Below are 13,017 nucleotides of genomic sequence, written 5' to 3'. Positions count from 1 at the left end.
TCTTCCTCTGATCGTTCAGTCGTTCAAGGTCCTGTTCACTAGCTGGTCGTCACTGCCCAACACCGCTCCCCGCTGGCGCCTGTGGCACCGGGGCGACCAGTTCGTCGGCCATCGACGATTCGGTGAACAGCGCAGGGATGTCCAGGAGTCGCTTGAGGGCGCGGTCGACCGCGTGGGCGTCGATTCGGTTCGGGTCGAACGACGCCGAGAAGAGCAACCGCCCCGCGATCGCGCACGCCGAGACGCTGATGCCGTCGGATGCCGAGGGGTACGACATCGTGACGTAGCTGGCCTCGCTCGGGTCCGTCCACGGAATGTCGTCCGCACCGGGATTGCGCATCATCGAGTTGAACGTCATGGTGACCTCCTCGGTGCGATCTCCTGCCACCGGCGATGGCGTCGTCCTTCGGAGCGCTACGGCGAGCGCGCCGGAGAACAACGCAGGTACCGCACGTGCCGAAGACACCAGTTGCTTGAGCCCGGCACCCACCGACGTCGGATCGCCAAGATCGGCAGGGATGAAGACGCCCTTGGCCAGATTTCCTGGTCGTGACGATTGATCCTGCGGCAGGTGACGCCGAAGGTCCACGAGGGTGTAGAGACCCCGCGGGTTGACGGGTACGCCTTCTGCGGCGAGTGCGAGATACGTCGCAGACGCCATCAGTGCCGTGGTGGCCACACCGGGCATGGCTTGCTTGCGCCACGCCTTGACATGGGCGAAGGCAGTTGCATCCAGCACGGTTCCGACGGCCGTCGTGGCATTGGGTCGCGGCGTGACGGGGTGCGCCTCACCATCGCCAGGCGCGGCGGGTGCGGTGTGCGACGACCGGAGGTGGTTCCACCACTCACGCCAGTGCGGCCTGGCCTCCTTGAACAGGATCTTGGTTGCGACGGGAAGCCCGGCGTCTCCCCGAAGCGCCCGGAGGCCGTCGACGTCGCCAAGCGACATCAGCACGGAGAACGGCGAGAAGACCGAGGCATCACCGCATGCGTGCAGGAAGTAGAAGGTCATCGAATCGGGCCCGACCATGACCTTGAACGGAGCCGTCGACCCCTCGTCGGGTCGGTGCTGGTCGAGGTAGGCGAACGGATCGTCGAGATAGTACGGTCCACCACTCACGATGGTGTCCTTGACGTGGCGCCATCGCTCGTCACGTGGAACCGGGCGCCAACGCTTGCCCCCGTCCTCCAGCGTGCAGCACAACGGGTGGGTCGGATCGGCGGTCATGAAATCGACCATCTTGCCGCGCAATTCGTCGAGACTCGGCGTGACGATGGGCGCTATGGTGAGCACCGTCCACCGGTTCAACCAGGTGCGGTCGAGATAGCTCGTTCGCCTGCCGCGTGCCTTGGCTCGTGCTGTCTTCATATCCTCAACTCCCTCTGTGCGAACGGATCCGCACCGAGCGGATCCCTTGTCGTCAACACCGGCATCGCGGGTGCGACACCCAACGTCCGGTAGACGTCGGCGGTTCGTGATGCGACGTCTCCCCAGTCGAGGGCGCCGCAGGGATCGGAACGCGACGCGTTCAGCTGCCGTCGGATCTCTGCGGCGATGGCCGCTGGCGTGCCGTCCGTCAGGATGGTCGCGCATCGGCGCAGGAATTGATCGGCCAATCGTCGATGAGATCGATGGTCACCCAGGATGATTCGCGCTCCCGCGTAGGCGGCCTCGACCGGCGCCATACCCGCCGTCTCACTCGGCGACATGGCGACGAAGACGGCAGCCGTACGAAACCACCGGTACATCTCCTCGGCACCCAGGCGTCCCGTGATCATCACGCGGTCCGAGATGCCCAGGGTCTCCGACAGGGCGGTCAACTCGTCACGGTGACGGTCGCCGCCGACGACGACGAGTTGGGTGGGCGCAGGCACGTCGCGAAACGCGCGTATCACGTCGACTACCCGCAGGGCGGAGTCTCCGTGATCGAGGCACACGACGGTCGGTGCCTGCCCCGGCAGCGGCTGGGCCCGCCGTATCGCTTCGGTCTCGACACCCCTGGGAATGACCACGACTCGGTTGGCGGCGGCGGGAAAGTCTCCGACGAAGTCGTGGCGTTCCGCCTCGGAGCCGCAGACGATGGCAGCGCATCTACTCACCAGCGTCATCGTCACGAGGCGACGGAGCCGGGTGGACCACCGCGACGGCCGAGGGCCGCCAGTGGTGCCGTACGGGTGCGGCGTCCACACCGCCGGCGCCCGTCGGCCGAGAAGCGCGAGCGCCGCGTTCAGGTCACACCCGTGGACGTGCGTCACGCGATCGGCTCGTCGACTCTGGAGGGCGGCCCACGAGAGCCGGGGAGAGAACGTGCCCCACCGCACGGCCCACGCCGGGAAGCTGACGCTCCAGCAGCCATCGCGGCGTTCGACGAGCGCCCGGTCGATACCCCGTTCGGCCGTAAGCACCACCACCCTCGTCCCGCTCTTGGCCAGCTCTCTGGCCAACGCGGACGTCGGCATGTCGGCGGCCCCATGCTCGGCGCGAGCCGGGCGCGTGACGAACGTGACGGAGCCGGCCAGGCCCGGGAATCGCGGTGATGCGGCGAGGCTCATGAGCCAGACCGGGCGCGAAATACATTGCGGTGCCATTGCTGGCAACTTTCGACTACGACTGCTGTCCTACGATCGACGGACACCTCGAGCGTCGATTCCATGCCCGAATCCCCCCGGTCGAAGCGCTTCCGCCAATCCCCATGACGATTGGACAGACACTAAGTGCGACATCGAGCTTCCACAACTCGAAAAGCGCCCCGGCCATCCATTTCCGCGTAATCATTCAATTCGCCGACAGGACGTGTCCGCCGTTCGTACGACAGCCGATGTCGCCTTTCCCAGAGCTGGGAAATGCGCAGCTGAGGGTGGATTTAGGTGCCATCTCGCGGACGTCTTGCCGAGCCCGCCGGCGGGTCCGACGGCTGGTGTCCACCGCACATTTCGACTCTGGGATGTCCAATCGTCGATGACGGCAGACGTGCCGCGCAAAGCGTTGAGACGGGATATCTTCAGCCATTTCTCCAGCTGCCGACACCTGCCCTAGAGACAGTTCGCAAACATTTTCAAGGATGTCCGGCGAGACCGCATCTGCGACGAACTGCGTGACCTGCGGGTGCGGTGCTACTGTGCGTTGGCAAACTATCGTGAGTTGGCCGGGCCGGGGGCCTCGCGGCTCGTTGAAGACCAAAACAGGGGGCCGTGATGACTACCGAACGATTGACCCGCGAGCAAGACCGCCGCCGCACCCGCCGACGGATCCGCGGCCTGGCACGACGGCCGGCGCCGGAGGGGTTGCCTGGTAGCGCCGGCACCAGGCCGGCGGCTCTGCTGAACCTCAGCGTCTGGGACGGCGCGGCGTTGGGGGTTGCGCGCCCGACGATCTCGTTGGTGATTCCGGCCATGAACGAAGCGCGCAACCTGCCACACGTCGCCGCGCGCATACCGACCGACATCGACGAGATCATCTTCGTCGACGGCCACTCAGTCGACGACACGGTCGAGGTGAGCAGGGCACTGTGGCCCGCCGCGGTGCAGGTCACCCAGACCCGGACGGGCAAGGGCAACGCGCTCGCCTGCGGGTTCGCCGCGGCGACGTGCGACATCGTCGTGATGTTGGACGCCGACGGTAGTACCGATCCAGCCGAGATTCCGCGCTACGTGGGAGCTTTGGTCAGTGGAGCCGACTTCGCCAAGGGGTCCAGGTTCATCCAGGGCGGGGGAAGCGCCGACATCACCAAGATCCGGCGGATTGGGAACTGGTGCTTGAACGCGACGGTGAACGGACTGTTCGGAAGTAGATACACCGACCTGTGCTACGGGTACAACGCATTCTGGCGTCGGTGCCTCGACGTGATGGAGCTGCCCGCCATCGGAAGCCCAGACCGTCAGTGGGGCGACGGATTCGAGATCGAGACGCTGATCAACGTGCGCATCGCCGCCAGCGGTCTGGCCGTGGCCGAGGTCCACAGCTTCGAGGAGTCTCGCATTCACGGCGTGAGCAATCTCAATGCCGTCCGAGACGGCCTCCGTGTCCTGCGCACGATCATGACCGAATTCCGACGCTTGCGCCGCACCACCGTGCGGTCGCGCCCCGTAGATCGGTTGCACGTCGTACCGGCCGTCGTCGACGTCAGCCCGACGAGTGGTTCGGAGATGGCCTCGTGACGAGAGCGGCGGCGGCATGACCGTCGAACCGCAGGCGGTCGAGGGCGTTGCCGGCGCGCGCTTCGGGGTTCGGCGCGTGCAGCGGGACGCCGCCGCGATGGCAGTTGCTTCATTGGTGAATTCGGTTCTCGGAGCCTCTTTCTGGGCATTCTCGGCCAAGTTCATCTCACCTGCGGACCTAGGCGTGATGACCGCCGTCTTGGCTGTCATCCTCTCAGCCGTCGCCATCGTGTCGACGGGCGTGGGTGATGCCTACACTGCGCTGTTGCCTGCGGTCGGGCCGGCGCGGGGGCTGGTCTATCGACACGGTCAGCGCGTGTTCTTCGCGCTGATCTCGGTGACGGCCGTCGTCGGGGCGGTCGGCTGCACGATGCTGCTGCGCGAGGTCCGCGGTTCGTGGGGCGTCGCCGCCCTGGTGGCCGTTGGAATCGTCGTGTGGGGAACGTGGGCCTTGCAGAACTCGACGGTCGCGGCGGTCGGCCGGGCGCAATGGCTGCCGGTGGCCAACATCGCGGTCGGGATTGGCAAGATCGTCATTCTGCCGTTGCTGGCCTTCACGCTGAGCTGGCACAGTGTCGAACTGGCAGTGGTGATCTCGGGGGCCGCGCTCGTCGCGATACTGTGGCCGCGGATCAATCAGGTCATGAAGTCGAACGACGACCTTCCCTCCGGCGCCTCGATATCGGAGGATCGGGCGGTCTCCGAATTCAACCGGTTGGTGGTCCGGACCGTCGCCCTGTGCACGCTCGGGCTTGGTCTGCTCCTTCTGACGCCGTTCCTGGTGACGGTGTACGCCGGCCCAAGCCAAGGTGCGCTCTTCGCACTGTCGGTCTCGCTCGTCACGACCCTCGACTTCATCGGGGCGTCCATGTCGGTGTCGCTGGTGGTGCACGCCTCCGGCTCTCCGGAGGACACCCGAACCATGGCTCGCACCATCCTGATTCGTTCCGGCGCCGTCACCTTGGCCGGTGTCGTCGTGTTGATCGCGGTGGTACCGGCAGCACTGCGGTTCCTCAACCCGCAATACGGGCAGATGGGCGCCTTCGCCGTCATCGCGGTGCTGTGCGCGTCGACGCTCGCACGTGTCCCGTATCTCGTCTGGGCGGCATGGCAGCAGTCCCGGCGCAACCTGCGAATGCCGCTGATCTTCAACGCATTCACCGCAGCGTTGATGTTGGCCATCCTCCCCGTCCTCTGCCGCGACTACGGAGCGCTCGGCGGGGCCGTGGCGCTACTGGTTCATCAGGTCGCGTTGACCGCGGCGGCGGGCGTGCAATTCATGGTGGAGCAACGGAGGACCGGGTGACCCGCGTCCTCGCCGTCTCCGCATCCCGAGAGGTCATGGGGACCGAGCACAGCCTCTTCAACGTCTCGGACCACCTGAGCGCGCGCGGGGTCGACATGATGCTGGCCGCGGAGCCGGGAGGGGCGCTCGAAAAGGGCTGGCTGGATCGTGGCCTTCGCTTCCTTCCGCTCACCGTTCCCTCGCGTCAGGGCTTCCGCCCGAACACGGGCAAGGGGTACCACGGGATCCCGCTTCTCGCGAGTCTGCCCGGCAAGACGATCACGTCGATCGTGCGGATCACGAAGCTGGTCAAGCACAGTCGCGCCCAGGTGGTGCACTCCAATTCCCTGATGACGCACGTCGACTGCGCCATCGCCGGCCGCCTCGCCCGCGTCGCGACCGTACTCGAATTGCACGACATCGTCGCCCCCGGAATCGGTCGCTTCGTCATGGGGGTGGCCGTGCGAATCGCGGGCAACGCCATTGCCGTCAGCGAGGCGGTGCGTGACCAACTTCCGCCCTGGGCCCGTCGGAACGTCGTCGTCATTGCGCAGGGCGTCGACGTCGAGAAGTTCTCGGACAGCAGCGCCACCGCCGGGCCGCCTCGTCGGCTCGGTGGACTGAGCGGAGTTCCCACCATCGCCGCGGTGGGGCGTGTCGACCCGGAAAAGGGCTTGCACGTGTTGATTTCGGCCGTGGCCGAGCTACGGGCCTCGGGTCAGAACGCGCAGCTGGTGCTGGTCGGATCGCCCAACAAGGACGACGGCTCGTACCAGGCCCATCTCGTGGCGCTGGGCGAACGGGTTCTTGGTGACGCCCTGACGATGGTCCCCCAGGTCGACGACGTACCGGCGGCGCTGCGTGCCGTCGACGTCCTCGCCTGCCCCTCGGTGGAAGAACCGTTCGGCCAGATCCTGCTCGAGGCACAGGCGTGCGGTGTGCCGGTGATTGCGACGTCGGCCGGTGGCCCGCTGGAGTTCATCGTCGACGGGGTGACGGGACTGTTGGTGGCCCCCAACGATTCGCATGATCTCGCCGTAGGCCTGGGACGTCTCCTCGGTGACGAAACCCTTCGGCGGAAGATCGCCCGAGCCGGACAGGACCGTGTTCGCTCGCGGTACACCGCCGCAGTCCGAGCCGATGGTTTCGCGCGGCTGTATCGCGACATGACGGGCGGGTGACTCTTGGCCCTCGGGCGTCTTTCGTGGGCGCACGCCGTGCTCGTCGTCGTGATGACGGTCATTGCCGGATGCTCGTCCGCCTCGGCCGAGCTCGTCTTCGTACGAACGACGGTCGACGGCCAGAACGTCCTCGAGGCGTACAAGACCCAGACTCGGATACGGGCCGTCGTCGTCTTCTTTCACGGGTTGGATCGCGACGCGAACATTCTCGACCTGGATCAGCCACACCGGGATCTGGTCCGCACATTGACCGACGCCGGTTACGCAGTCGTGGCCAGCGATGCCGGCGGGAACGCCTTCGGCAATCCGTCGTCTCAGCGGAACTACGCCGCCTTGATTCGCGATTCGGGCAAGCGGTACCGCACGAACGAGACGTATTTCCTCGCCGAGTCGATGGGCACGGTGGCGGCGATGAATCTCATGGCCAAGGGCGTCGACCAGGGCACCGAACAGGGCACCGACGTCTCCGTGCGCGGACTCGCCGCCATCAACCCGTTGCTGAACCTCGAGCACGTCCCACCGACCTACCGGTCCGCGGTTCAGGCCAGCTACGCAGGTTCGGCGGCCGCCACCCAGAGCCCGTTGGCGCTTCCGTTGAGCGCCATGGTGGGCCGATACGTGCGGTTCTACGTGACCCCGGCCGATTCGGTGGTTCCCACCGACGGCAACGCTCTGGCCTTCCAACGGCGATTTGGTGGCGTGGCGAACGTCTCGACTGCACCTTGCAGCGGAGATCATCTGGACCCCTCCTGCATTCAGGGCTCGGACGTCGTCAGCTGGTTCGACACCCTCCTGCCACCGTGAGGTGCGGCCCCGTGCCAGTCTTGCCCGTCGGTTCGTCGACGGCCGTCAGCGCACGGCAGGTAGGGTGGCGCACCGTGGCAAACGACGTATGTGAGTGCTCGCACGAACAGGCCGCCCACACGCACCACCGGCCAGGAACGGAATGCGCGTTGTGCACGTGCCCCAAGTTTCGCCGCCCGAGCTGGTTTCGACGACTGCTGTCTCGAGGTGCTCGCTGACGGTCCGGGAGGATTCCCGACGGCAACGGACCACCAGGTCACTTGTAGATTCGAATCCAGTCCACGAGCATCTCGGCCGGCAGCGCTCCCTTGGCAACTGGTCCAGGCCAGTCTCCTCCGACGGCGACATTCAAGAGCAGGAAGAACGGTTGATCCTGAACCCACGTGCCTCCGGTCGGCACCTGGTCACGGTGGAAGGTCGCGTACGCCTGGTCGTCCACGCCGACCGTGAGATATCCGGGTCCCTTGCGTAGCCAGTAGGTGTGGAAGTCGTCCGATCCCGCAGTCGCCGCGGAGTCGGCCGACAGCTTCCACTTTCCCTGCGGACCGACCTGACTCGGATCGCCCGGCCCATGCACGGCTGCATGCGAGATACCGTCCTTACCAACGGTTTCCACGATGTCGATCTCGCCGGCGGCCGGGTATCCGACCTCCGGCAACGACGACCCCAGCATCCAGAAGGCAGGGTGGATGCCGGTGCCGCGCGGCATCTTGATGCGGGCCTGGATCATTCCGTCGTCGAAGTCGAACCGACGCACCGTGGAGATCCGGGCCGAGGTGATGAGATCCCCGGCGCGTCGCGCTTCGATCACCAAGTGCCCGTTGCCGTCCAGACGCAAGTTGTCGGGACTGTTGGTGTAGACCTGCGATTCGTGATTGCCCCATCCACCACCACCGGTCTCGGCATGCCAGAGCTTGGGGTTGGGGGGCGCACCTGCGGGGCCCGCGAAGTCCTCACTGTTGACGAGGGTCATCTGACCCAAGAGTTCCAGGCCGCTGCTCTTCACTGCCGGCTCACTCACCGCGGCGTGAATTCCCATCGCGGTGAACGCGACTACGCACGTCGCCACCAAGAGCGCCATCCGGGGCTGTGGAAGACTCATCCTGAGCCGGCGTGATCTTGGCGTCGAGTCGCCTGCGGGGGTCTCGTTCATCGTCTGGTGGACCTCATTTCTGGACCGCGTACGTGAAGACCACCGTGTTCTCGTCGTCGATGACCTTGTTCCACGCTGGGCGGCTCGAGAGCTGGTCGATCAACGCAGGCATCGCGCCAGGCCGGAACAGCCCGTAGTAGTCGGAATACGTGCCCGCCTGGCGTGGGAGCACGAGGTAGACCGTCTTGCCGGAGCCCCGGGTCCACTGCTCCATCCTGTCGATGTCAGACGAGGTGGGAAATCCGTCCGAGAGCGATTCCTTCAGCGTCACGAGGGGTTTGTCGTAGTCGGCGTCGACGGTCGCGTGCCCGACGTAGTCTGCGCTGGGCCGCTCGGGCCATCCGGCAGGCGCCAATACCGTGATGGTGGCGCCTTCGGGGTTGCGTGCCAGTAGCCATCGACTTTGCTCGAGTTGCGTCCTGGTCATCGTGAGGTAGGACCAGCCGCCGTAGTAGCCCTGCATGCTGGCGACGCACAGCGCCACCAGGCCGAGCGTGACCAGGGGCGTGGCCACCAACCGCGCCAACCTGCGCCGGCCGTCGAGCAGGCCGACCAGCACGGGGGCGATCAGAACCGCACAACCTGGCAGCGAGTACAGGAAGACCCTGAAGATGGCCTCCCCTCCGTAGCTTTGGCCGCCCAGCAGGAGCATCGACGAGAACGCCATGATTCCGGCGGCCCACGGGGCGCCCACTCGACGCCACAGGATCAGGAAGCAGACGATTGCCGCCACCCACAGCGCCACCGAGAGGGATCTGTCGACGTGCATCGTGAACAGCCGCCCCGCCGAACCCGTGGTCGGCACGTTCGACGACGCGTTCGACATCGGATTCGAGCCGGTGAAGATTCCGTACCTGGAGACGTTCCCCAGCCTGGGCACCACGTAGGCCAACGTGATGACGACGTACACGACGGGAAGCCACAGCGGCCGGATCTGGCGAAGGGCCGCCAGCGCGACGACCGCCGCGCACAGCCACACCGGCGTCAACTGGTGGGTGGCGACGAGGCTGGCGAACACCAGGACCGACAGGTATGCCGCGGCCGGGTATCTCCTCGAGTAGGCGAGCAGGGTGAGGCACGCGGTGGCCAGGATCAGCGCGACGGCCTGGGGCGAGTAGTAGTCCTGGCCCACCCAATTGCACAACTCCACGAGCATCGCGGCGGCCAGCGCCGCTCTCTTGTCCAGTCCCAGACCGACCGCGAGTGCGGCTACCAGCAGCGCCGTCACGAGATGGGTGGCGGGGGCGAACCAGTGCGCCACGGTGACCGGGTCGACACCCGCGACGGTCGTGAACCAGGCCATCGCCGTGAAGAAACCTGGCCACTGGTTGTAGACGTCGACCGATTCCGGGGCGAGCTCGTGGTTGACCAGGAGGTAGTCGACGAGGCCGATGTGCTTGTAAGTCCAGGTGTAGATCGGTATTTCGGTCACCAGCGTCACCGAGACGCGTTGCACGAGAATGGCGATGCCGATGCCGACCGCCGCGAGCGCGAGGTGGCGCGCGGCCAGCGCATACAGGAACGTGGCGACCGTGGCCACCATCGCCACCGCCAGGAGCAGCCCGCCACGCGTGGCCAACAAACCGTACTGGCCGGCCGGCGCGCCGTCGCCAACGAGCATGACACCCATGGCCCACATGGCGATCGCGTACAGGTACATCATCGGCGCCAGATAGCGGACATAGTCCGAGTGGCGAGGCTCGGCTGCCGAAATCGTCTCTGGTGGAACGACCGTCAGCTGGGGCACCGGCTCGGCGACGAGCACCATCAGGGGACCGTGAGGGAAGGGCCGTTGGCTGATGCCTGCCACAGGCGGAGGCCACCGGCCGCGGCTACCGCGGCCGAGAGCACGAGGCACGACGGGATGGGGTACCACGCACCCATCCACGCCATCGCGGTGGCGACGGCGATAATCGCGCCGACGCTGAGGCCGACGACGCTCGCCGCCGCGGCCACGGCCGGCAAGTCCAGCCAGCAGGTGACGGCGCTTCCGCCTCCACAGCACACCAGGACCAGAAGCAGCAGCGCGCTCGGTACCGCACCGAGCGGAAGAGTCGACAGGGCCCCGGAGGTTCCCGCGAGCACCGCAAGTCTCGCGGTCCACGTGTTCTGATCGCTGACCTCCCATGGGATCTGGCGCCCGCGGCGAAGCTGGGACAGGGGACGCGCCCGGCGACCTTGGCGACGAGACGTCGCGTATGCGAGCGGCCCACGGACGACGGCCCGCGTGTGAGCGCGACGCAGGTCGGCCGGCGGAGAGAAGTCCTCGACGTTCGGCGGCGCCGTCACGTCGTGGAGATGCCCGGCCGCCCGGACGGCCCTCCGCAGGGCCAACGGCATCAGGGTGCCGCTGCACGCAACCTTCGTCAGCCATGCGCCGAGTCCGAGACCGTATCCCCGTGCCTGGGTCACCAGCGCGTCGACGTCGGCCCGGTGTCGATGCCACACGATTGCCGCCGGTTCGTAGACCAACTGACGTCCGCTCGCGAGAACCCGAACGAACATGTCGATGTCCTCGCCGCCACCCGTCGGTGATCCCACGCCGAGTCCTTCGTCGAATCCTCCGAGGTCGACCACGACAGCGCGCGGCATCGCGAAGCTCGCGCCGGTTCCGTACAAACCCACCTGAAACGGAAACAGCGGCACGCCGGGCGGCGGAGTTGCCATGTCGAACACGGTGCGCTGCAGATTGTTCGACCAGTGGACCTGACTCTCGAAGTACTGCTGCGTCGGCGTGCGCAGTTCGCCGCTGGGCACCAGTCCGGTGACACAGCCGATGCGGTCGGATCCGGTCGCCGCAGTGGCCAACCACCGAAGCCACCTCGGTTCGACGACGACGTCGTCGTCGGTGAAGGCGACGAATTCCCCCCGGGCTTCCAGGACGCCCGTGTTCCGGGCCACCGCCAGTCCCGGTCGTGGCTCGGTCACCGCTCTCACACGCGGATCACCAAGTATCTCGACGAATTTCACACAACTGTCGTCAGAGGAGGCGTTGTCGACGACGATCACTTCGAAGTCGGGATAGTCGCACCTCAGGACCGAAGCCAAGGCCTCTCGGAGCAAGTCCAACCGGTCCCTGGTACAGATCACGACGCTCATCGTCGGAAGTTGCACGACGTCACCGTCGGGCGATTCCTCTGCAGGAGGTTCGTCGCCGCCATTCCACGGCGCAACGAGCTCCCTGAGGCGGGCGGCATCCAGATTTCCGTCCTCGATCTCGCTGTACACGAACGCGACTGGCCGGCCTTCGCGCCGCAGCAACAACCGTGCGCGACGATAGCCGCCACTGTCGTGCACTCGTATCGAGTCGGCGAATTCGACCGGCAGATCCAACGTTCCGATCCACGTGGCAGACGGCCACTCCGGAGCATCGTCGGTCGGCATGACCGACTCAAGGTCTGACAGCGTCGCGGTCATGTCAGACCAAGACGAGCGTGGGTCATCGCGTAGAGATAGCCGGTCACCGTGGCGGCGCATCCGACCACGATGGCGAGGCTGCGCCCGGCGGCGGCCCGGCGAACTGCACCGCCGCCTCGTACCGCGTCGACGAGCCCCCGCACCACACCGAATGGCAGGACCGTCAACACGTAGTCACGTTCGCTGCTGAGCCCGTCGGACCGGCCCACCATACCGCTCACCTTGTACTTGGAGAGCCCCTCCGAGAAGCACCGGTCCAGGAAATACTTGACGGTGACCCGATTTTCGCTAACCGAATGCCGGACGACGACGTTGGGGTCGAACATCAACGTGGTCGACGGATCACGTTGGGAGATCCTGATGCACAGCTCGGTCTCCTCGCATCCGACGGGGCGGTTGCCGACCCGACCGATCGCCGTGCTGAAGTCCCCCGCTTCGGTCAGCACACTCCGGCGGAAGGACATGTTGCAGCCGATGAAGTTGCGGACCGGCGCGGCGCTGCGGGGAAGGCCTAGGTGGCTACATCCGACGACCCAGTCGAATTCGGGCGGAAACCAGCCCGGCCTCCGACCGGGCCAGACCGGTTGCGCGTATCCGCCGATCCCGGCCACCTGCGGCTGCCCGTAGCCGCGGCACATGGCCTCTACCCACCCCGGCGCTATCGTCGCGTCGTCGTCGACGAAGGCGACCACGTCGCGAGTCGCGGCGGCCACGCCGGTGTTCCGCGCCCCGGAAAGACCACGCGCACAACGATTCTCGAGCACGACGGCGCGTCGCGCATAGCGCTCGCCAATCGTGGTCAGCAGCTTCTCGTTGTAGTCGATCACGACGATGAGTTCGTCCGTCGCGTGCAATTGCGACAGGAGTGCGTCGAGCGACTCGACCAGCAGTGGCAACCGTTCTTCGGTATAGGCACACACCACGACCGTCAGCGACGTCCGCGTCGCCACGCCCGCTTCGGCGCGCGCAGTGGTTTCGATCATGACCGACCCGCCCCCTCCGCCCGCATCACACGCAGG

General features: G+C 66.5%; 10 protein-coding genes. 4 read left to right on the top strand and 6 right to left on the bottom strand.

Annotated features, from left to right (window positions below; all coding sequences use genetic code 11):
- Window positions 1-49: 49 nt before the first annotated feature.
- Window positions 50-1,369 carry a hypothetical protein gene (locus tag H7K45_RS09840; RefSeq protein ID WP_263995595.1) on the bottom strand — a complete coding sequence of 440 codons (1,320 nt, stop codon included), beginning with the start codon at window positions 1,367-1,369 and terminating at the stop codon, window positions 50-52.
- A complete protein-coding gene (locus H7K45_RS09835) occupies window positions 1,366-2,553 on the bottom strand; it encodes a glycosyltransferase family 4 protein (RefSeq protein WP_263995594.1) in 1,188 nt (395 codons plus the stop codon). Before H7K45_RS09835 ends, H7K45_RS09840 begins: the two co-directional genes overlap by 4 nt.
- Window positions 2,554-3,195: 642 nt before the next feature.
- On the opposite strand from H7K45_RS09835, the gene H7K45_RS09830 reads away from it, so the two are divergent.
- The 4 genes from H7K45_RS09830 to H7K45_RS09815 are packed head-to-tail and all read left to right on the top strand — an operon-like array spanning window position 3,196 to window position 7,428.
- On the top strand, window positions 3,196-4,158 hold the full coding sequence (locus H7K45_RS09830; protein WP_263995593.1) for a glycosyltransferase family 2 protein: 963 nt from the start codon (window positions 3,196-3,198) through the stop codon (window positions 4,156-4,158).
- A gap of 16 nt (window positions 4,159-4,174) precedes the next feature.
- Window positions 4,175-5,464, top strand: coding sequence for a lipopolysaccharide biosynthesis protein (locus tag H7K45_RS09825; protein WP_263995592.1), 1,290 nt, complete (start codon window positions 4,175-4,177; stop codon window positions 5,462-5,464).
- Window positions 5,461-6,624, top strand: a complete 1,164-nt coding sequence (locus H7K45_RS09820) for a glycosyltransferase family 4 protein (protein ID WP_263995591.1) — start codon at window positions 5,461-5,463, stop codon at window positions 6,622-6,624. The genes H7K45_RS09825 and H7K45_RS09820 overlap by 4 nt, the downstream gene beginning before the upstream one ends.
- Window positions 6,625-6,660: 36 nt before the next feature.
- Window positions 6,661-7,428 carry an alpha/beta fold hydrolase gene (locus H7K45_RS09815; RefSeq protein ID WP_263995590.1) on the top strand — a complete coding sequence of 256 codons (768 nt, stop codon included), beginning with the start codon at window positions 6,661-6,663 and terminating at the stop codon, window positions 7,426-7,428.
- 256 nt (window positions 7,429-7,684) lie between these two features.
- On the opposite strand, the gene H7K45_RS09810 is transcribed toward H7K45_RS09815, so the two are convergent.
- From H7K45_RS09810 to H7K45_RS09795, 4 genes are all read right to left on the bottom strand, one after another.
- The gene (locus H7K45_RS09810) at window positions 7,685-8,530 is read right to left on the bottom strand and encodes a glycoside hydrolase family 16 protein (protein WP_263995589.1); all 846 of its coding nucleotides are present in this window, start codon (window positions 8,528-8,530) and stop codon (window positions 7,685-7,687) included.
- A gap of 64 nt (window positions 8,531-8,594) precedes the next feature.
- Window positions 8,595-10,349 (bottom strand): glycosyltransferase family protein, encoded by a 1,755-nt coding sequence (locus tag H7K45_RS09805; RefSeq protein WP_263995588.1) that lies wholly within the window; start codon window positions 10,347-10,349, stop codon window positions 8,595-8,597.
- Window positions 10,349-11,965 (bottom strand): glycosyltransferase family 2 protein, encoded by a 1,617-nt coding sequence (locus H7K45_RS09800; RefSeq protein WP_308206394.1) that lies wholly within the window; start codon window positions 11,963-11,965, stop codon window positions 10,349-10,351. Before H7K45_RS09800 ends, H7K45_RS09805 begins: the two co-directional genes overlap by 1 nt.
- 29 nt (window positions 11,966-11,994) lie before the next feature.
- Window positions 11,995-12,981, bottom strand: a complete 987-nt coding sequence (locus H7K45_RS09795) for a glycosyltransferase family 2 protein (RefSeq protein WP_263995587.1) — start codon at window positions 12,979-12,981, stop codon at window positions 11,995-11,997.
- Window positions 12,982-13,017: the final 36 nt, after the last annotated feature.

Source organism: Mycobacterium yunnanensis, from assembly GCF_025823185.1.
GTDB lineage: Bacteria > Actinomycetota > Actinomycetes > Mycobacteriales > Mycobacteriaceae > Mycobacterium > Mycobacterium yunnanensis.
Note: the sequence above shows the minus strand (reverse complement) of the source record. Positions and strands in the feature narration are given on the sequence as shown.

Excerpts from the sequence above, each read along its gene's own strand:
- H7K45_RS09805 (WP_263995588.1), bottom strand. The coding sequence starts at position 10,349 with ATGGTGCTCGTCGCCGAGCCGGTGCCCCAGCTGACGGTCGTTCCACCA.
- H7K45_RS09835 (WP_263995594.1), bottom strand. The coding sequence starts at position 2,553 with ATGAGCCTCGCCGCATCACCGCGATTCCCGGGCCTGGCCGGCTCCGTC.
- H7K45_RS09795 (WP_263995587.1), bottom strand. The coding sequence starts at position 12,981 with ATGATCGAAACCACTGCGCGCGCCGAAGCGGGCGTGGCGACGCGGACG.
- H7K45_RS09830 (WP_263995593.1), top strand. The coding sequence starts at position 3,196 with ATGACTACCGAACGATTGACCCGCGAGCAAGACCGCCGCCGCACCCGC.
- H7K45_RS09810 (WP_263995589.1), bottom strand. The coding sequence starts at position 8,530 with ATGAGTCTTCCACAGCCCCGGATGGCGCTCTTGGTGGCGACGTGCGTA.
- H7K45_RS09825 (WP_263995592.1), top strand. The coding sequence starts at position 4,175 with ATGACCGTCGAACCGCAGGCGGTCGAGGGCGTTGCCGGCGCGCGCTTC.
- H7K45_RS09800 (WP_308206394.1), bottom strand. The coding sequence starts at position 11,965 with ATGCCGACCGACGATGCTCCGGAGTGGCCGTCTGCCACGTGGATCGGA.
- H7K45_RS09840 (WP_263995595.1), bottom strand. The coding sequence starts at position 1,369 with ATGAAGACAGCACGAGCCAAGGCACGCGGCAGGCGAACGAGCTATCTC.